19 protein-coding genes and 2 tRNA genes are annotated in these 20234 nt (G+C 42.4%); 20 read left to right on the top strand and 1 reads right to left on the bottom strand.

From position 1 onward, the window contains the following. Positions 1-15 precede the first annotated feature (15 nt). From ACZ5C4_RS14215 to ACZ5C4_RS14135, 17 genes are all read left to right on the top strand, one after another. Entirely contained in the window at positions 16-954 is a 939-nt protein-coding gene (locus tag ACZ5C4_RS14215) for an ABC transporter permease (protein WP_186876943.1), read from the top strand. Next, on the top strand, positions 951-1769 hold the full coding sequence (locus ACZ5C4_RS14210; protein WP_464521585.1) for an ABC transporter permease: 819 nt from the start codon (positions 951-953) through the stop codon (positions 1767-1769). Before ACZ5C4_RS14215 ends, ACZ5C4_RS14210 begins: the two co-directional genes overlap by 4 nt. Beyond that, positions 1769-2605 (top strand): ABC transporter ATP-binding protein, encoded by an 837-nt coding sequence (locus ACZ5C4_RS14205; protein ID WP_464521584.1) that lies wholly within the window; start codon positions 1769-1771, stop codon positions 2603-2605. Before ACZ5C4_RS14210 ends, ACZ5C4_RS14205 begins: the two co-directional genes overlap by 1 nt. Beyond that, positions 2595-3251: an ABC transporter ATP-binding protein gene (locus tag ACZ5C4_RS14200; RefSeq protein WP_464521583.1), complete on the top strand. Its 657-nt coding sequence runs from the start codon at positions 2595-2597 to the stop codon at positions 3249-3251. Before ACZ5C4_RS14205 ends, ACZ5C4_RS14200 begins: the two co-directional genes overlap by 11 nt. Further along, complete coding sequence (gene truA, locus ACZ5C4_RS14195; RefSeq protein ID WP_464521582.1) at positions 3238-3972, top strand: tRNA pseudouridine(38-40) synthase TruA; 735 nt, start codon at positions 3238-3240, stop codon at positions 3970-3972. The genes ACZ5C4_RS14200 and truA overlap by 14 nt, the downstream gene beginning before the upstream one ends. Positions 3973-4033: 61 nt before the next feature. Further along, a complete protein-coding gene (locus ACZ5C4_RS14190; protein WP_464521581.1) occupies positions 4034-4813 on the top strand; it encodes an exodeoxyribonuclease III in 780 nt (259 codons plus the stop codon). Continuing rightward, positions 4800-5927, top strand: coding sequence for a GTP-binding protein (locus ACZ5C4_RS14185; RefSeq protein WP_464521580.1), 1128 nt, complete (start codon positions 4800-4802; stop codon positions 5925-5927). The genes ACZ5C4_RS14190 and ACZ5C4_RS14185 overlap by 14 nt, the downstream gene beginning before the upstream one ends. 26 nt (positions 5928-5953) lie before the next feature. After that, positions 5954-6901, top strand: coding sequence for a TIGR03943 family putative permease subunit (locus ACZ5C4_RS14180; RefSeq protein ID WP_464521579.1), 948 nt, complete (start codon positions 5954-5956; stop codon positions 6899-6901). 82 nt (positions 6902-6983) lie between these two features. After that, a complete protein-coding gene (locus ACZ5C4_RS14175) occupies positions 6984-7952 on the top strand; it encodes a carbohydrate kinase family protein (protein ID WP_464521578.1) in 969 nt (322 codons plus the stop codon). 75 nt (positions 7953-8027) lie between these two features. Beyond that, positions 8028-8861: a diaminopimelate epimerase gene (gene dapF, locus ACZ5C4_RS14170; RefSeq protein ID WP_464521577.1), complete on the top strand. Its 834-nt coding sequence runs from the start codon at positions 8028-8030 to the stop codon at positions 8859-8861. A 127-nt stretch (positions 8862-8988) separates the two neighbouring features. Then, positions 8989-9059: transfer RNA gene (locus ACZ5C4_RS14165), tRNA-Gln, on the top strand. Positions 9060-9119: 60 nt separating this feature from the next. Next, a tRNA-Pro gene (locus ACZ5C4_RS14160) sits at positions 9120-9193 on the top strand. 386 nt (positions 9194-9579) lie between these two features. Then, positions 9580-9921 carry a nucleotidyltransferase domain-containing protein gene (locus ACZ5C4_RS14155; RefSeq protein WP_464521576.1) on the top strand — a complete coding sequence of 114 codons (342 nt, stop codon included), beginning with the start codon at positions 9580-9582 and terminating at the stop codon, positions 9919-9921. After that, on the top strand, positions 9914-10306 hold the full coding sequence (locus ACZ5C4_RS14150) for a HEPN domain-containing protein (RefSeq protein WP_464521575.1): 393 nt from the start codon (positions 9914-9916) through the stop codon (positions 10304-10306). The genes ACZ5C4_RS14155 and ACZ5C4_RS14150 overlap by 8 nt, the downstream gene beginning before the upstream one ends. A 751-nt stretch (positions 10307-11057) precedes the next feature. Then, a complete protein-coding gene (locus ACZ5C4_RS14145) occupies positions 11058-12938 on the top strand; it encodes an OPT family oligopeptide transporter (RefSeq protein WP_464521574.1) in 1881 nt (626 codons plus the stop codon). Positions 12939-13052: 114 nt separating this feature from the next. Further along, a complete protein-coding gene (locus ACZ5C4_RS14140; RefSeq protein WP_464521573.1) occupies positions 13053-13406 on the top strand; it encodes a PqqD family protein in 354 nt (117 codons plus the stop codon). Continuing rightward, on the top strand, positions 13406-13753 hold the full coding sequence (locus ACZ5C4_RS14135) for a hypothetical protein (protein ID WP_464521572.1): 348 nt from the start codon (positions 13406-13408) through the stop codon (positions 13751-13753). Before ACZ5C4_RS14140 ends, ACZ5C4_RS14135 begins: the two co-directional genes overlap by 1 nt. Positions 13754-13760: 7 nt before the next feature. On the opposite strand, the gene ACZ5C4_RS14130 is transcribed toward ACZ5C4_RS14135, so the two are convergent. Next, a complete protein-coding gene (locus ACZ5C4_RS14130; RefSeq protein WP_464521571.1) occupies positions 13761-15236 on the bottom strand; it encodes an aminoacyl-histidine dipeptidase in 1476 nt (491 codons plus the stop codon). Between the two features lie 157 nt (positions 15237-15393). On the opposite strand from ACZ5C4_RS14130, the gene ACZ5C4_RS14125 reads away from it, so the two are divergent. The 3 genes from ACZ5C4_RS14125 (at position 15394) to ACZ5C4_RS14115 (ending at position 20222) form a co-directional block, all read left to right on the top strand. Beyond that, positions 15394-18105, top strand: a complete 2712-nt coding sequence (locus ACZ5C4_RS14125) for an NYN domain-containing protein (protein WP_464521570.1) — start codon at positions 15394-15396, stop codon at positions 18103-18105. Continuing rightward, on the top strand, positions 18095-19498 hold the full coding sequence (locus tag ACZ5C4_RS14120) for an alanine/glycine:cation symporter family protein (protein ID WP_464521569.1): 1404 nt from the start codon (positions 18095-18097) through the stop codon (positions 19496-19498). The genes ACZ5C4_RS14125 and ACZ5C4_RS14120 overlap by 11 nt, the downstream gene beginning before the upstream one ends. 118 nt (positions 19499-19616) lie before the next feature. After that, positions 19617-20222, top strand: coding sequence for a CD225/dispanin family protein (locus tag ACZ5C4_RS14115; protein ID WP_464521568.1), 606 nt, complete (start codon positions 19617-19619; stop codon positions 20220-20222). Positions 20223-20234 lie beyond the last annotated feature (12 nt).

Raw genomic sequence — 20234 nt, 5'->3', positions numbered from 1 at the left:
CCTTTGGAGGAAAGCATGAAGTTTATTATAAAAAAAATAACAGGTCTTATAATCGCATTATTAATTGTCAGTATCCTTGCTTTCCTGGCATTTGAGATTATACCAGGGGATCCGGCTCGGACGATTCTGGGCACAGAAGCGACGGAAGCAAAGGTGGAAGCGCTGCGTGACGAGATGGGGCTGAACCGCCCCCTGACAGTCCGTTATGGGGAATGGGTAAAAAATTTCGTATCAGGTGATATGGGAACATCCTATTCGTATCAGATTCCAGTTAAGGAACTGATCGCGGACAAAATCCCGATCACAGTCACTATGACGGTGATGTCATTTTTGTTTATTGTCCTATTGTCTATTCCATTGGGAGTTTTGTGTGTTTACTATGAAAACCATATGTTGGACAGAATTTTTCTGGCACTGAATCAGGTGCTCATGTCAGTGCCGCCTTTTTTTATCGGTATGCTTCTGACCGTTTTGTTCGGGTTGGTCTTTCATTTTTTTACACCGGGAGGCTATATTTCCTATACAGAAAACCTGGCGGGCTTTTTAGGATACTTACTATTGCCGTCTCTTGCCATTGCGCTCCCAAAGGCGGCAATGACAATGAAGATGTTAAGAAGCTCCATGTTAGATCAATTAGGGCAAGATTATGTGCGTACAGCCAAAAGCCGAGGGAATGGCCCGTGGAGAGTCCTGTTTGTCCATGTATTTAAAAACGGATTTTTGCCGGTGATTACTTTTTTAGGTGTAATGATAGCGGATGTGATTGCCAACAGTATTGTGATAGAGCAGGTGTTTGGGATCCCAGGACTTGGAAGAACCCTGATCTCTTCTATATCGAAAAGAGACTATCCTGTTGTAGAGGCAGTGATCGTGCTGATTGCGATTGTGATTCTGGTGACAAATGCCGTAGTAGATTTGTTGTACCGTAAATTAGACAAGAGGATTGAAATATGAGAAAACATAAGAAACCAGATTCTTTTTATTTTACAGCAGGAGCTGCGGTGACAGGTGTTATGGCGGTATTGATTGTGCTGGGATTCTTCTGGACTCCCTATGATCCGGAAGCAATGGCAGGTACCTTGAAGTTACAGGGGCCTTCCTTTGCGCACCTGTTTGGAACAGATCAGTTTGGGCGGGATGTATTAAGCCGCGTGTTGACCGGAGCTGGCAGTACATTTGTGGTTGCGGCGGGGACGATTGTAATTGGAGGAACAGCAGGAATTATAATCGGGGCACTGACCGGATATTTTGGCGGCTGGCTGGATGAAGGGCTTATGAGAATCAATGATGCACTGGCAGCGTTTCCAAGTGTTCTTCTGGCATTGGTTATCATAAGTATTTCAGGCCCTGGAAAATATAAGGTGATGGCAGCGCTTGGAATCGCGTTTATTCCCAGCTTTGCAAGGGTTGTACGGGGAGAGTTTATGCGGTGCGTAAAAGAGGATTATGTCATCAGTGCGAAATTGATTGGCGTACCTGCCTGGCGAATTTTATTTGTGCATATACTTCCCAATATTTTGCCGGCACTTTTGTCGTCGCTTACTATCGGATTTAATAATGCGGTTCTGGCAGAAGCGGGGATGAGCTATCTGGGAATCGGCGTACAACCTCCAGATGCAAGTCTCGGGAGAATGTTGTCAGAGGCGCAGACCTATCTGGCGGGAGGCCCATGGTGTGCAATTTTTCCAGGTGTTTTTCTGGTGCTTCTGGTTCTGGGTGTGGGAATGTTAGGAGAAGGGATTCTGGACAGATTTGGAGGTGGAAGATAATGCTGAAAGTAGAGAATCTGTCTATCTGGTTTGACGACAGGGGGAGCATGGAGCAGGCGGTAAAGGGAATCTCATTTTCTATGGAGAAAGGGGAGATTCTGGGAATTGTCGGAGAATCCGGTTCCGGAAAGACGATGACAGCCCTGGCAATCGCAGGAATTTTAAAGAAAAACGCGGTTTTAGAAAGCGGGAGGATAGAGATAGAAGAAAAGGAACTGCTTTCTATGACAGGACAGCAAATGCGCAAGCTCCAGGGAAAGGAAATCAGTATGATTTTTCAGGAGCCAATGACAGCGCTTAATCCGACAATGCAGATTGGAAGGCAGGTGGAAGAGGCGCTCCTGTTACATGAAAAAATGACGCGCAAGGAGAGAAAAGAGAAAGCACTGGAGGCGTTAAAAGACGTAGAATTGGAGAATGTGGAGACAGTTTACAAGAAATATCCGCATGAACTTTCCGGAGGAATGCGTCAGAGGGTAATGATCGCGGCGGCAGTGATATGCCGTCCAAAGCTTCTGATTGCAGACGAACCGACGACAGCCCTGGACGTATATACACAGGAAGAAATTTTAAAGCTCTTAAAGAAGCTGAACAGAAAGTATGGAATGGGAATTTTATTTATTTCCCATAATTTGCGGGTAGTCAAGGAATTGTGCAGCCGAGTGCTTGTTATGAAAGACGGCGAGATTTTGGAAGAGGGGACGGCGGAAGGTCTTTTTGCCAGTCCAAAAACAAGGTATACAAAAGAACTGGTTGAGGCGATTCCTCCAAGGCAGACGAACAGTGCCTATTATGGGCTGTTTAAAGAAAAGGCAGGTGGAGTTCATGGAGAATAAGGTCATGGAGTTAAAACACGTGAATGCTTATTATCGGGAGGGACGGAAGAAAAAGCAAGTCTTAGAGGATATCTCCTTTTCAGTTTACGAGGGTGAAATTGTAGGTCTGGCAGGAGAGAGTGGGAGTGGAAAATCGACGCTGTGTAAATGTGCGCTTGGACTTTTAAAGGAGTATGACGGCGAGATTCTGCATTATACAAAACGTCCGCAGATGATTTTTCAAGATCCCTATAAATCGCTCAATCCAAGAAAAAAAGTGGGCTGGATTCTGGAAGAACCATTGAAGCTGGAAAGGAAATATACAAAGACACAACGACGTGAGGCAGTAGAAGAAATGTTAAGCAAGGTGCATCTTCCAGAGGAATTTTATGATAAATATCCAAGAGAATTGAGTGGAGGGCAGAGACAACGCATCAGTATTGCTCTTGCACTGCTTACGGGGACAAAGCTTATCCTTGCCGATGAGCCGCTTTCTGCATTGGATGTGACTGTACAGGCACAGATGATCCGGCTGTTAAGAGAGCTGCAGGAAAAAGAACGGATAGCGTATCTGTTTGTTTCCCATGATTTGGATGTAATAAGTATGCTCTGCAGTCGGGTGTTATTCTTAAAAGACAGGAAAGTGACCGAGTATGAGAACCTATAAACTGACGGTAAGCTATGACGGCACCCGGTATCAGGGGTGGCAGAAGCAGCCAAGTACCGATAATACAATTCAGGGAATACTGGAAAAAGCAATAGAAAAAACAGCGGGCTATCCGGTGGAAGTAAACGGCTCCGGACGTACGGACGCAGGCGTACATGCAAAAGGACAGACGGCATCCATCTGTTTAAGCGGCAAGGTCTCAGAAACAAAGTTTCAGGAGTCTCTCAATCTTAAGCTCCCCGAAGATATTCGGATCCTTCGCACAGAACTTATGAAAAATGGGTTTCACGCACGTTACAGCGCTTCCGGCAAGTGTTATGAGTATCATATTGATACGAAAGAGAAGCAAGGGGTGTTTGGGCGGCGGTATTCGTTTCATTACCCAAAGTACCTGGACCAGACCAGCATGAAAAAAGCGGCGGAAATTCTGACAGGGACACATGATTTTGGGGCATTTACAGATAAAAAAGAGGAAAAGTCCACAAGACGGACAATTTATGATATAATGATAGCCGGACAAGGCGGCGAAGTTCGGATTGAGTATCGCGGAAATGGATTTTTATATCATATGGTGCGGATTCTGACAGGAACTTTGCTTGATGCCGGTACGGGTAAGCTTTCAATGGAAGACATATACAGTGCACTTGAAACCGGCAGAAGAGAGAAAGCAGGTTTTACAGCTCCGGCAAAGGGCCTGTTTTTAAAAGAAGTATATTATTAAAAGGGGCAGGTATGGGAATATCTGTCCTTGTGTATTATCAGACAGAACGAAGGAGGCGAATATGAAACTTATTTCGTGGAATGTAAATGGGATCCGTGCGTGTGTACAGAAAGGATTCTTAGAGTTTTTTGAAAAGGCGGATGCAGATATTTTCTGTATCCAGGAGACAAAAATGCAGGAAGGGCAGTTAAGTCTTGATTTAAAAGGGTATCATCAGTATTGGAATTATGCGGTGAGAAAGGGATATTCAGGAACCGCGGTTTTTACGAAGAAAGAGCCCATGTCAGTAACCTATGGAATCGGGATAGAAGAGCATGACCAGGAGGGCAGGGTTATAACCTGTGAATTTACGGATTTCTATTTTGTGACAGTATATACACCAAATTCTCAAAATGAGCTGAAACGGCTTGATTACCGAATGAAGTGGGAAGAGGACTTTCGGGCTTATTTAAAGCGTTTGGAAGAAGAAAAACCTGTGATTGTGACTGGGGATATGAATGTGGCACACAAAGAGATTGACTTGAAAAATCCAAAGACAAACCGGAAAAATGCGGGATTTACGGATGAAGAACGGCAGCAGTTCACAGAGCTTTTGGAGGCGGGATTTATTGACACATATAGATATTTTTATCCAGATCAGGAAGGAATCTATTCATGGTGGTCATATCGGTTCAGCGCGCGCGCGAAAAATGCGGGGTGGCGGATTGATTATTTTTGTGTGTCAGAGAGCTTAAAAGACAGACTGGAAGACGCGAAGATATTGACAGATGTGATGGGGTCAGATCACTGTCCGGTAGAATTAGATTTAAAAGAAGGAGACGGTTTATATGACAAAGATTGATATTATTTCTGGATTTTTAGGAGCCGGAAAGACGACATTTATTAAAAAAATGCTGAAGGAGGCATTTACAGGGGAACAGGTAGTTCTGATAGAAAACGAATTCGGAGAAATCGGAATTGACGGTGGATTTTTAAAGGATTCCGGTATCGAAATCAGGGAGATGAATTCTGGATGTATCTGCTGTTCTCTTGTAGGAGACTTTGGAAAATCTTTAAAAGAGGTGGTGGACACGTACCACCCGGAGAGAATTCTGATTGAGCCGTCCGGTGTAGGGAAGCTGTCAGATGTTATCAAGGCAGTGCGGGATGTACAGGAAAGTATCGATGCGCAGTTAAACAGTTTTACTACGGTTGTGGATGTGACAAAGTGCAAAATTTACCGGAAGAATTTTGGGGAATTTTTCAGCAATCAGATCGCCTATGCGGGGGCTGTTATTTTAAGCCGTACAGACAAGGCAAAACCGGATAAAATAGAAGAGAGCGTCGCATTGCTGCGAGAACTAAACGAAAAGGCTCCGATTATCACAACGCCGATTGATGAACTGTCCGGCAGTAAGCTTCTTGAGGTGATGGAGGCAGGCAAATCCTTAGAAGAAGAGTTGCTTTCGGAAGTGACATGCCCGGTGTGCGGGGAACATCATCATCACGAGCATCACCATCACGAGCACGAGGAGCATGAGCATCACCACCATGAACACGGGGAGTATGAGCATCACCACCATGAACACGAGGAGCATGAGCATCACCATCACGAACATGGAGAGCATGAACATCATCATCACCATGATGCAGAATGTGGCTGTGGACATGAACATCATCACGGACATCATCATGCAGATGAAGTTTTTACAAGTTGGGGAAGAGAGACGATCCATGCTTATACAAAGGATGAGATCGAAGGTATATTAAAGGAATTAGAACAGGATACGGGATTCGGTACCGTACTGCGTGCAAAAGGAATGGTTGCAGGAAAAGACGGGGAATGGATTTACTTTGATATGGTACCGCAGGAGCATGAAGTCCGAAACGGCGCGCCAGAATATACGGGAAGGATCTGCGTAATCGGATCTAAATTGAACGAGGAAAAGCTGGAGAAAGTATTTGGGCTTGTATAATGGTTGTTTGAGAGGAGAGAAAACAGATGAAAGAACCAGAAGCATTGGTATATCTGATGACAGGATTTTTGGACAGCGGAAAAACTCAGTTCTTAAAATTTACCTTACAGCAGGAGTATTTTCAGATTAATGGGAAAACACTTCTTATTCTGTGCGAAGATGGGGAAGAAGAATATAATTCGGGTGAAATGCTCAAATACGGGGTCGTCATAGAACGGGTAGAAGAACAGGAAGAGCTGACAGAAGAATGGCTCTCCAGGATGAAAGAAAAGCATCGGCCGCAGCGTGTGATTATAGAGTATAACGGCATGTGGAAAGTCAGTGACTTTGAAAGCCTGTCTCTTCCTGAAGGCTGGGAGATAGAACAGAAGATTACGACTGTGGATGCTAGTACCTTTCAGATGTACCTTACGAATCTGAAGCCATTGTTTGTAGAAATGGTCAGAGGAGCAGAGCTGGTCTTATTTAACCGCTGTACAGATATAAAGCCGCTGGCAGGATACAGGAGGAGTGTAAAGGTAGTAAGCCCGCAGGCGGAAGTAATATTTGAAGGGGAAGAAGGAGAGATTGAAAATATATTTGAAGGAGACGTTCCTTACAATCTGGATGCGCCGGTTATTGAAATCCGCAGAGAAGATTATGGAATCTGGTATGTGGACATGATGGAAAATCCGGACAGGTATAATAAAAAAGTAATTGAATTTACAGCAAAGGTACTAAAACCGCGTACGTTTCCTTCAAAAGTATTTCTTCCTGGGAGAATGGCAATGACCTGCTGTGCGGATGATACAACCTTTTTGGGATATGTGTGTAAAAGTGCTTACGCGCCGAAACTCAAGCCTGGGCAGTGGGTGAAGATTCGGGCGAAGGTAGGGTTTGCGAATGTGTCAGTATATCACGGCAAAGGCCCTGTTCTGGAGGCAGAACATATTGAAGACGCAGAGCCGATTGAAGAGCTGGTGTATTTCAATTAAGCCTGTAGTATGAAAGAGACAGTTTCTTATACATCAAAGTGGAATATTGGAGAGAAGGAAAAAGACAGAGGAGGTTTATGATATGGCAAAGAAATACGACGTTATCGCAATGGGGGAGCTGCTGATTGACTTTACAATGAACGGTCAGAGTGGGCAGGGAAATGCATTGTTCGAGGCCTGCCCGGGAGGAGCTCCCTGCAATGTGCTTGCGCTTCTGAATAAAATGGGGAAACGGACAGCGTTTTTCGGAAAGGTGGGTAAAGATCAGTTTGGAAAGCTTCTTAGAAATACATTGGATGAAGTGAAAATTGATACCTCTCATCTTCTGGAAGAGGAAAAGGTAAATACTACACTTGCGTTTGTACATACCTTTCCAGACGGCGACAGAGAGTTTTCCTTTTACAGGAACCCGGGCGCGGATATGATGCTTAAGGAAGATGAAGTCGATGCGGCATTTTTGAAAGAGACAAAGATATTCCACTTTGGTACGCTTTCTATGACACATGAAGGAGTACGGGAAGCTACAAAGAAAGCATTAGATATTGCAAAAAGCAGCGGGGCACTGATTTCTTTTGATCCGAATCTGCGTCCTCCACTTTGGAGTTCACTTGCACTTGCAAAAGAACAGATGGAATATGGATTTGAATTCTGTGATATTCTGAAGATTTCAGATAATGAAATCCAATTTGTGTCTGGAAAAGAAGATTACGATGAAGGAATCGCATATTTGCAGGAGAGATATAAGATACCGCTGATTTTTTTGACGATGGGAAAAGAAGGCAGTCGAGCATATTATAAGGGGATGCGCGTCGAGAGAAAGGGATTTTCTGTGCAGACAATCGAGACCACAGGCGCCGGCGACACATTCTGCGGAAGTTGTTTGAATTATATTCTGGAACAAGATTTTGAAAATCTGACAGAAGAGCAGCTCGGCAAGATGCTGACTTTTGCAAATGCTGCCGCTGCTTTAGTAACGACTAGAAAAGGGGCAATTAAGGCAATGCCGGAGAAGGAAGAGGTATGGAAGTTACTAGAAAGCAGCGCCGAGTAAAAGAAATGTTTTTGACTGCGTATAGAACGTAGATAAAGAAATATATTATAGAGGACAAGCGAAAGGAAAGAAAAGATGAAGTTTACTAAAATGCAGGGGATAGGCAATGACTATGTATATGTGAACTGTTTTCAGGAAAAAATAGAGAATCCCTCAGAACTGGCAAAGAAAATCAGTGACCGTCATTTTGGAGTGGGCTCAGACGGTCTGATTTTGATCTGTCCTTCTGACAAAGCAGATTTTGAGATGAAGATGTACAATGCAGATGGATCCAGAGGAGAAATGTGTGGAAATGGAATCCGCTGCGTGGCAAAGTATGTATATGATTATGGATTGACAGATAAAAAGCAGATTTCAGTTGAGACATTGGGTGGAATAAAATATTTAGATTTGACAGTGGAGAATGGAAAGGCTGTTCTTGTGAAGGTAGACATGGGAAGTCCTATTTTAGAGCCGGAGCTGATTCCGGTCAAAGCAGAAGGCAGAAGTGTAGTTGACGATTCTATCATTGCAGGCGGGGCGGAGTACAAAATGACCTGTATATCTATGGGGAATCCGCACGCGGTTATCTTCTGGGATGGAATAGACAGTATGGAAATCGAGAAGATAGGCCCTTCTTTTGAAGAACATGAAAGATTTCCGAACCGAGTGAATACAGAATTTGTCGAGGTACTGGACGAAAAAACGGTAAAGATGCGTGTATGGGAAAGAGGCTCCGGTGAAACGCTGGCCTGTGGAACAGGCGCCTGTGCAGTTGCTGTGGCATGTATATTAAACGGTAAGACAGAAGATACAGTATGCGTAAAGCTGCTCGGAGGAGACTTGCTTGTGCAGTGGGATAGAGAGAAAAATAAGGTGTATATGACCGGACCGGCGGAAGTTGTATTTGACGGAGAGTGGAAAGAGTAAAAGTCAGAATATTCAGAAAAATGCAGATGGCAAAAATAGTTTAAAGAAATTAAAAAAACTACTTGATTTTTCCAGAGAGTCTGCTATAATAACGTTGTTGCGTCTGACAAGGACGAGACATCAGTGTTGCGGATTGGTGTAATGGCAGCACAGCAGACTCTGACTCTGTTAGTAGAGGTTCGAGTCCTCTATCCGTAGTTAAGAATCTGCATAGAGCAGATTCTTAATTTCACTTTAAGAGAAAAGAGAATAAGGTTTCGGAGTGTGGCTCAGCTTGGTAGAGCGCTACGTTCGGGACGTAGAGGTCGCGTGTTCGAATCACGTCACTCCGATTTTTTTATTGAGATGCCACAAAATCTGAAAATAGATGGCACTGAAAAACTTCCATTTTTTAAGTGGGAGTTTTTTTTATATAATAGGATTCGGGTGTCAAAAGGTAACTTTTGACACCCGAATCATAATAGGAAATTTCGATAAATTTCCTATTATATAAAAAGCCCTCCGGGCGGGATACGCACACCGCAATAAGAAAAATTTACCGCTTTTCGGTATTGCGGTGGCGCGCAAAGTGGACAAGCCCACTTTGTTCTGTTCTGAGGTAACAACAACTACTATTATAGAAAATAATTGTTAAAAATATAATACATAGGTATAATGATATATAGGAAACTTAAAGTGCAGATTTGTAATTTTTTTATTTTTTAGGAGGTCTGACAAGATGTGTACACAGAGTGATCTCAAAAATATACTAAGGAAAATGGTTTTAATTTATCGTAATATTTACAATCAGAATTTGTGTGAGATATATCTATATGGCTCGTATGCTCGTGGAGATTATAATACAGAATCGGATATTGATATTGCGGCCATAGTAAAGGGTGAAAGACAAGAACTACAAGAACAGTTAAAGAAAATATGGGATGTTGTTTCAGATTTGGAATTAGACTATGAGGTTATTATTTCTCCAACAGTAATTCCATATACTGAATTTGAAACTTACAAAGAGATACTCCCCTATTACAGAAATATCGCACAGGAGGGAGTGAAATTGAGTGCCTGATTATCAAAAGGAACTTATTGAATATCGTTTGCAAACAGCCGAGGGAAAGCTTCACTCTGCCAAAATACTTCTTGAAGCAGGAGAATATAAAGATTCGATCGGGCGCTCCTACTATGCCATGTTTTCAGCAGTTAGAGCTATACTTGCATTAGATAAAGTGGACTTCTCTAAACATACAGGGGTAATAGCCTATTTCCAGAAAGAATATGTAAAAACCGGAAAATTTGATAAAGAATATTCCAAATACATAAGCAGTGCTTTCCAGATTAGGAATAACTGTGATTACGCAGATTTCTTTTTAGTATCTAGAAATGATGCGTTAGAACAATATGAAAAAGCTGAGAAATTTGTGGGTGCAGTAAAAACATATTTGGAGTTCATTTGATGAAACGCGCGGAACATGGCTTTAATTGATTTTAAAGAAATTCCAAAAGTTAATCTCGCAGATGGAAAAATAGAATTAGGGATAATGATGATATTTATAAAAATGAGGCATTTTCTGAGCTGAAAAGAATCATTATTGCTCTGGCTCAAATAACAATGAAAAAGCAGACTGAGGATGATATAGAAAGATTACATATACTTGCCCCTTTCAGAGGGAGTTAGGACAATTTAGAGACTTCATAAATGATTAGTTATAATACTACGCAATTAAAAAGCAAACAAAATTTTAAATTACCTTTAGCTTTGCAACTTGAAATAACCAGTAAATACAATTTAAAGTGTCCTTTTTTCTATATTCATTAGAATATAATAAAACGGATAATAAGGATTTATCACCGGATGTTTTTGCGGAATTAATGAACAAACCATCAACTCTTTTAGGTTTTATGAATGGGACTGTGTGCAAATTTCCATAGATTCTTCAAACAGCTCTAAGCATGATGCAATAAGAGGTGTTTCAGGGACATATAAACAGGCTATTAAATAAAATAGAGTTTCCTGCAATATGGTAGTTATGTGTTATAGGTGATTCATAAAGTTTCATAGATAGCAGAGGATAATTTTATAAGAATTTTACAAAAGTAATTTTTTTCTTTCTTTTATCGACGTAAAATGATATAATTTTTCAAGACTTATTAAAAATTGATAAAATTTAAGGAAAATCGATAAAAGGAAAGGAATGGAAAGTATTTATGCAAAAAAATAAAACGGAATTTAAGCCATATATTCCGGCAGAGCGTGTTGTTCCTGAATTTACAATCACTTCTATTCTGATTGGTATTCTTCTGGCGGTTGTGTTTGGCGCGGCAAATGCTTATTTAGGACTGCGCGTCGGCATGACAATTTCAGCCTCTATTCCAGCGGCGGTTATTTCTATGGGAATTGTACGTGTAATTCTTCGCAGGGAATCTATTCTGGAGAACAACATGGTACAGACGATTGGATCTGCGGGAGAATCTGTGGCAGCCGGTGCTATTTTTACTTTACCGGCTCTGTTTTTGTGGGCAGAGGAAGGAAAAATAGATGCTCCGAGTATTGTGACAATTTTTCTGGTTGCCTTTGTAGGAGGAATTCTCGGAGTTTGCTTTATGGTGCCGCTTCGACAGGCATTAATTGTAGAAGAGCATGGCACACTTCCGTTTCCGGAGGGAACTGCCTGTGCGGAAGTCCTTCTGGCAGGTGAAGAGGGAGGAAGTAAGGCAGGAACTGTATTTGCCGGTCTGGGAATTTCTGCGGCGTATAAGTTTGTCGCAGACGGGTTGAAGGTATTTCAAAGTGAGATTGGATATGATTTTAAGGGATATACAGGTTCTCATATCGGAATTCAGGTGCTTCCTGCCCTTGCCGGAGTAGGATATATCTGCGGACCCAAAATTTCAAGCTATATGCTTGCCGGAGGCACATTAAGCTGGTTTGTTCTTATGCCAATGATGGCGCTATTTGGAGCAGGGGCGACGATATTTCCGGCAGCGGATCCGATCAATACACTGGCGCCTGCCGAACTGTGGGATAACTATATTAAGTACATTGGAGCAGGAGCAGTCGCTGCGGGCGGTATCATCAGTCTTGTAAAAAGTTTTCCACTGATTATCCGTACTTTTAAACAGGCGATGGCAAGTATGTCTAATCGGCGTGTGAAGTCAAATGCTCTGCGGACAGAGCAGGATATTTCTATGCCGGTTCTGCTGGTGATTGTTCTTATGATTGCAATTGCGATCTGGCTTGTTCCGGCATTTCCGGTAAGTCCGATAGGCGCGCTTGTTGTAGTTGTGTTTGGATTTTTCTTCGCAACCGTTTCTTCCCGTATGGTAGGACTGATTGGTTCTTCAAATAATCCGGTTTCTGGTATGGCAATTGCTACATTGATTATTGCTACCTTACTTTTAAAAGCAACGGGAACAGACGGGACAACAGGTATGGTAGGGGCAATTGCGATAGGCGGTATTATTTGTGTAATTGCGGCAATAGCAGGAGACTGTTCTCAGGACTTAAAGACCGGTTTTATTGTTGGTGCAACGCCGAAGAAGCAGCAGATAGGGGAAATGGTAGGCGTATTGGCTTCTTCTGTCACAATTGGTTTTGTTTTGTATCTTTTAAATGAGGCATGGAAGTATGGCTCTGACCAAATTCCCGCGCCGCAGGCAACTATGATGAAAATGCTGGTAGAAGGAATTATGAATGCAGAACTTCCGTGGGCATTGATTCTGATGGGCGTTTGTGTTGCTATTGCGGTAGAAATTGTGAAGATTCCAGTGCTTCCATTTGCGGTAGGCATGTATCTTCCATTTAGCTTAAGCGCAGGAATTATGGCAGGTGGTGTTGTGCGTTATTTGGTAGAGCGCCGCAAAGGAAGTGAAGAAGAGAAGAAAAAGCGTACAGAGAAGGGTGTGCTGTTTACCTCTGGACTGATTGCAGGAGAGGGAATCATTGGAATTGTATTAGCGGTGCTTGCTGTTCTGGAGCTGGACGATAAGATTGTGCTGCCATTTGCACTTCCTCAGGTTGGAAGCTTGATTATTTTCTTTGTGCTTCTGGCGGGACTGTATATGCTGTGTGTAAAGAAAGAAAAATAGTATTGGGTTTCTAGAAAATCTGTGTGAGATGCAGCCTGTTTTAAGCAGGCTGTTTCTTTCTATATGAAAATCACTAAGCCAGGCTTTTTGCGTTATATTGCCGGGAGGTAAAAAATGAGAAAAAAAGAAGAAAAGAATTATTTAGACTTTGTGCCGGCGAAAAATCCGGAGATAGAATACCGCATTGATGACAGTGGGAAGGTAACGGTATTGATTGAGTGGAAAGGGTTTTATCATAAAATTGCCCAGCGTTTTTTTCACCGTCCGCGGGTAAGCGAGATTGCATTGGATGAATACGGCAGTTTTGTTTGGGTATTGATAGATGGCAGAAAAGATGTGCATGAGCTTTCACAGGAGTTTGAGAAAAAATTTCCAAAGATGGAAAATTCGTTGGCGCGGCTGATTAAATTTATAGAGATTTTAAAAGATAACCATCTGATTGTTTGGAGAGAGGAAGGAAAAAAATAATGCTGCAGTATATTCCATATATTCTGCTATTTGCTGTTGCGGCAGCTATCATTTATGCGTGGGGACTGTGGCGTTCTATGCGGCAGCAGCAGGAGCTTTCGAATTTACTTTGTGCCAGAGGAGTGGCGAAGGTGAAAAAAGCATTACAAAAAAACGGAAGGATGTCTGTACAGGATCTGGAAAAGGCAGTAGAAGGACTGACCGCAGGCCAGCCCTTCAGTAAAGAAAAAATAAAGGTTACAGATACAAAGGCGTTTTTGGACTCTATTCTTCCTTATATGATACGACAGAGAATCATTATGGAAGAAGAGGACGGCGGGAAGGTGTGGTATCGCCTCAGGAAGTAAGCAGTCATCAGTTAGGAGAGTGAGATTCTGCTGCAAGCCTTCTTAAAACATCCTTTAAAAATTGGTAGAAACGTTCAAAGGAATCGAGAGGAAGGTGTTCCTGCGGTGTATGACAATCAAGAATTGTTGGGCCTACTGCAATGGCATCCAGATCGGGAATTGCATCACAGAATAATCCACATTCCAATCCAGCGTGGATAGCTTCTATTTTTAAAGGTTTTTTGAAGAGCTCTTTATAGCTTTCCTGGAAAACTTTTCGGACAGCAGAATTTTCGTTGTAATTCCATCCGGGATATTCTCCAATAAATTCTGTGTTAAAACCGAAGGTCTCTGCGAGAATCCCAAAGTGTGCTTTTAGCTCCTCTAACAAAGAGGGAACAGAAGAACGAGGTGAAAATACAATGGTTAGTTTATCGTCTTGTGTTTTGACTACGCCTAGATTTGAAGAAGCGACAACAAAGCCATTCATTTTCAGATTTCGTTTCTGTACTCCGTTTGGAGCCAGATACATAGCCAGAAGGAATGAACGGGAATCCTTTTTATCTAAAGCAGAGACAAGACAGTTTTTTTCGGCTGTGAGTGTGCAGGAAAAGTCCGGTTCCTCTGATAAGATTTCTTCCTGGAATTGACAGATAAGCTGACGGGCAGTTTCTTCTGCCTTATGTGCTTCGTCTGCATTTGTATAAACAAGTGCCGCCTCACATTCCCGAGGAATGGCATTATCCTTGTTTCCGCCTATGAAACTGACCAGCTGTCCGTTTGTTTCTTCCATCAGGCGGCAGCACATTCGTGCCATAAGAAGATTTGCGTTGTGGCGCTCTTTATGAATATCACTTCCAGAGTGTCCGCCTAAGAGTCCTTTTATACTTATATGGAGCAGTGTACCAGATACAGACTGCCGTTTTACTTCTTTGGTCAATTCGATTCGAACACCGCCGGCACAGCTTACTGTAGCGATTCCTTCTTCTTCGGAATCCAGATTAATCATTGTACGTGCTGTAAGAAGGGACTTATCGAGAGCCTTTGCGCCTAAGAGTCCGACTTCTTCTGCGGTGGTAAATACACATTCTAATGGGGGATGGACAATATCTTTGTCATCTAATACCATCAGCATAAGTGCCACAGCAACTCCATTATCTGCCCCCAGTGTGGTACCGTTTGCGAATAGAACCCCATCTCTTATGAAAAGCTCCAGGCCGTCCTGTGTGAAATCATGGTCTATACTTTTATGTTTTTCACACACCATGTCAATGTGTCCTTGAAGCATGACAGAGGGAAGAGATTCGGCATTTTTGCTTCCTTCTTTTTTAATGATGACATTGTAGCTGGAATCCTGATGAAACCATAAATTTCTTTCTTTAGCAAAGCTTACAAGATAATTGCTGATTTGCATCTCATTGCCTGAACCTCTTGGAATTGCGCTGATTTCTTCAAAAAAGTGAAATAATTGTGCAGGCTTATATCCACTGATTTTATAATCCATATGTTGTCTCCTTACTTTTTTATGTTTTTAAAGCGTTTCTTTTAAATTATAACAGATTCTTTCGATTCATGCATTGGTATTATTTATTATCGACGGAACCTTCTGTTTTATGATATGATTATAAATATGCAATTTTAGATTAGAAAGGAGTATTTTCATGGAAAATACATCCGGGAATAAGAAAAACAGAGAAGTGAAAAAGTCTCAAAAGCATGTCTGTCTGGGAATTCTCGCCCATGTCGATGCAGGAAAAACGACTCTGTCAGAGAGCTTTTTATTTTTGAGTGGAAAAATCCGCCAGGCCGGACGTGTAGATCACAAGGATGCATTTTTGGATACCTATGAGTTAGAGAGGGAACGGGGAATTACTATATTTTCTAAACAGGCAGTATTCGAATGGAAAGATATGAAGATTACGCTTTTGGATACACCTGGCCATGTGGATTTTTCGGCGGAAATGGAACGAACGCTGCAGGTGCTGGACTATGCGGTGCTTGTGATTAGTGGATCAGATGGTGTACAGGGACATACGATGACCTTGTGGAAGCTCTTGAAAAGATATAACATCCCAACTTTTCTCTTTGTAAATAAGATGGATCAAGAGGGAACAGAACGAAGGAAAATTATGGCAGAGCTGGAAAGACAGTTTGGAGAAAATTGTATTGATTTCAGTTATTTAGATGAAATGGCCATGGAGAACCTTGCGCTATGCGATGAAGAAATGATGGAGTCTTATCTGGAATCTGGGAAAATAGACAAGAAACTGATTCAAAAAGCAGTAAAAGAGAGAAATGTGTTCCCCTGCTATTTTGGCTCTGCACTTTATATGGACGGGGTTGATGAGCTCTTAAATGGGATTGCAGATTTTACAGAGTCATTAAAGTACCCTGAAGAATTTGGGGCAAAGGTATATAAAATCGGGAGAGATTCCCAGGGAAACCGGTTGACCTATTTAAAAGTAACCGGCGGAGAGCTAAGGGTCAGGGACAGCATTGGAAATTCTGAGGAAAAAATCAATGAAATCCGTATCTATTCCGGAGAAAAATATACGGCAGTTCCTGCGGTGGCAGCAGGGCGAGTGTGTACAGTGACAGGACTTTCAGACACATATCCAGGGGAAGGGATTGGCGCAGAACCAGAATCAGACTTACCTGTATTGGAACCTGTACTGACCTACCGTATCGCTCTTCCGGATGCATGTGATATACATAAAATGCTGGAGAACTTAAGGGCATTGGAGGAGGAAGAGCCTGCGCTTCATATTGTATGGGAAGAAGCAGTGGGAGAAATTCATGCGCAGTTGATGGGAGAAGTACAGACAGAAGTTCTAAGACATATTATTCGAGAACGGTTTGGAGTGTGGGTGGAATTTGTAGAAGGGAATATTGTGTATAAAGAAACAATAAAATTTCCTGTAGAAGGAGTTGGACATTTTGAACCTCTCCGGCACTATGCGGAAGTTCACCTCTTATTAGAGCCGGGGGAGAGAGGAAGCGGTCTGCAATTTTCGTCTGTCTGCAGCGAGGATGTGCTGGACAGAAATTGGCAGAGGCTGATTCTGACACATCTGGAGGAAAAAGAACATAAAGGGGTACTGGTTGGAGCTGGGGTTACAGACATAAAAATTACTTTGCTTGCGGGACGGGCTCATCAAAAACATACAGAAGGCGGGGATTTCAGGCAGGCGACTTATCGGGCGGTGCGCCAGGGATTAAAAAAAGCAGAATGTATACTGTTAGAACCATACTATGAGTTTAAAATGGAGCTTCCGGCAGAAATGGTTGGAAGAGCTATGACGGACATTCAGAAAATGAAAGGGGACTTTGCGCCCCCGCTGACGTCAGAAGAGTCTGTCATCCTTACGGGAAGTGCTCCGGTATCCCAGATGCGGGGGTATCAGAGAGAATTTATCTCTTACACAAAGGGAAGAGGACGCTTGTTCTGTGAACCGAAGGGATATAGAGCCTGCCAGAACCAGGAAGAAGTAGTAGAAGCCATGGGGTATGATGCAGAAGCAGATATAGAAAATCCAACTGGATCGGTATTTTGTTCCCATGGTGCTGGATTTGTAGTTCCCTGGTATCAGGTGGAGGAATATGCGCACATTGGGAGCTGTTATACTGCAAAGAAAGAAGAGAGAGAAGCACAAAGACGAACATTTTGTCCGCCGCCAGTTTCCAGAATTGAACTGACACAGGAGGAACTGGATGCAATTTATGTAAAAACACCAGATCCGATAAAAAGAAACTATAATGCCACCTCTGTCACTGTTCGCGCGCAGGAAAAACAGGAAAACGAAGGAAGAAGGAAGTTTCGCAAAAGAGAACAAAATAGAGAAGAATATCTTTTGGTTGACGGTTATAATATCATTTTCGCATGGAAGGATTTAAAAGAACTTTCAGAAATTAGTATGGAGGCAGCGCGCAATAAACTGATGGATATTTTGTGTAATTACCAAGGCTATAGGAAGTGTACATTGATTCTTGTATTTGATGCTTATAAAGTGGAAGGAAATAAGGGAGAGACAATAAAGTATCATAATATCCATGTAGTTTATACGAAAGAAGCGGAGACCGCCGATCAGTACATTGAAAAAACGGTACGGCGTATGGGAAGGCACCATGATGTTACGGTCGCTACATCGGATGCGTTGGAACAAGTGATCATTTTGGGAGAGGGAGCGCAGAGAATGTCAGCAGAAGGACTTAAGGAAGAAATAAGCTTGGCAGAAAAAGAGATAAGAGAGGAGTATCTGGGAAAAAATACTGTGGAGAGGAACTATTTGTTTCATGCTCTGAAAGAAGATGCTGCAGAAGCGGTGGAAAAAATAAGACTGGGAGGAAGTGAGGAAAGTAGCAATGCTAAATGAGATTTTAGGAACAATCAATGACTTTATGTATACCTATCTGCTTTTGTTTCTGCTTATAGGGACAGGGCTTTACTTTACTATACGTACAAAATTTGTACAGGTAAGAATGATAAGAGAAGCAATTCATATATTGAAAGAGAAAGGAAAAGAAGAAGATGGAAAGAAACAAGTTTCTTCTTTTCAGGCGTTAATGATATCTACGGCATCTCGTGTGGGGACAGGAAATATCGCGGGAATCGCAACGGCAATTGCAGCCGGAGGCGCAGGGGCGGTGTTTTGGATGTGGCTGATGGCAGTGATAGGAGGTGCTTCTGCATTTATCGAAAGCACACTGGCACAGGTCTATAAAGTAAAAGATGGCGCGGACTACAGAGGCGGTCCGGCGTACTATATGGAACAGGGACTTGGAAAACGCTGGCTTGGTATTGTATTTTCTATTCTTATGATTATCTGCTTTGCCTATGGATTTAACGGACTGCAGTCTTTTAACATGTCGTCTGCACTAGAATATTATATTCCAAACTACAGTGAATCGATATATCCAGTGATTGTAGGTATTCTTTTAGCGCTGGCTACCGCTTTTGTAATTTTCGGAGGTGTACATAGAATCGGGTTTATTACATCCGTTATGGTACCGATAATGGCGGGCATTTATTTATTGATAGGACTGTTTACAATTTGTATGAACCTCTCGGCTTTGCCTAAGGTAATTAGCATGATACTTTCACAGGCGTTTGATGTGCAGGCAATTTTGGGAGGTATGGCGGGAAGCGCAGTCGTGATTGGAATAAAAAGAGGGCTGTTTTCCAATGAAGCAGGTATGGGAAGCGCGCCGAATGCGGCTGCGGCCGCCTCTGTCAGCCACCCTGCCAAACAAGGTATGGTGCAGGTATTATCGGTGTTTATTGATACGCTTTTGATTTGTTCGGCAACGGCGATGATGCTTTTGCTTTCTGGAATAGAGGGAGTGCCAGGCGTTCTGGATGGAATTCCGTTTGTGCAGAAAGCAATTTCTGCAAATGTGGGAAGCTGGGGGATTCATTTTATTACGATCTCTATTTTTGCTTTTGCATTCAGCAGCCTGGTCGGTAACTATTATTATACAGAAGCAAATTTACTGTTTATTAAAAATAATAAGAAAGCGCTTTTTATATTTCGGTGCACTTGTCTTCTGGCAGTATTTCTGGGAGCGCAGGCAGATTTTTCTGTGGTATGGAATTTTGCAGATATAACAATGGGCTGTATGGCGTCGGTGAATATTGTAGCGATTCTGATACTTGGAAGGAAGGCACTATTGGTACTCAAAGATTATGAGAAGCAAAAAAGAGAAGGTAAAGACCCGATTTTTAAAGCTGAGAAGCTGGGAATAAAAAATACACAATGCTGGAAGTAAAAAGAAATATAAAAGAATTTTCACAAAATGGAGGTTCCCTTGTAACCATTTTCTTGATAGAATGGTATTATTGATAAAAACATATAATTCTAAAAAACGAGAGAGCGAGGTAGAAGTTATGAATTGCATTAATTGTTATAAGGAGATACCGGACGACACAAAATTCTGTCCATACTGCGGTGCACAGCAGGCAAAACCTGTCCAGGCAGAGGCGCCGGCAGAAAATCCGGTATCGGAGGAGACGCAGCAGATGGATACACAGCCGGAGGAAGCACAGCAGCCGAATGTACAGGCAGAGGAAGCACAGCAGTTAAATGTACAGCCGGAAGGAACACAGCAGCCAAATCCAGGTTATTATCAAGAACCAGTCCAGCCAAATGATATGTATCAGGTACCTCCTACACAGCAGACTCCACCGCCGGTTTATGATATACCGCCGGTACAGCCAGGATACAGTCAGGAGCCGCCGGTGAATTGGGTACCGTATCTGGTATTGTCTATTCTTAGCACAATTTTATGCTGTACACCATTTGGTATTGTTGCGATCGTATTTGCGGCTAAAATCAACAGCGCGGTAACAGCAGGAAATATGGCAGAAGCGAAGGATTCCGCAAAGAAAGCAAAGATCTGGATTATTGTGTCTGCGGCTGTAGGCGTTCTGATGTGGATTTTACTCATTATTTATATTGTAATGATTGGTGTAAGCGCAGTGTACTATTACTAAAATAATGCAATA

The sequence above is a fragment of the Mediterraneibacter flintii genome (assembly GCF_055387595.1).
Note: the sequence above shows the minus strand (reverse complement) of the source record. Positions and strands in the feature narration are given on the sequence as shown.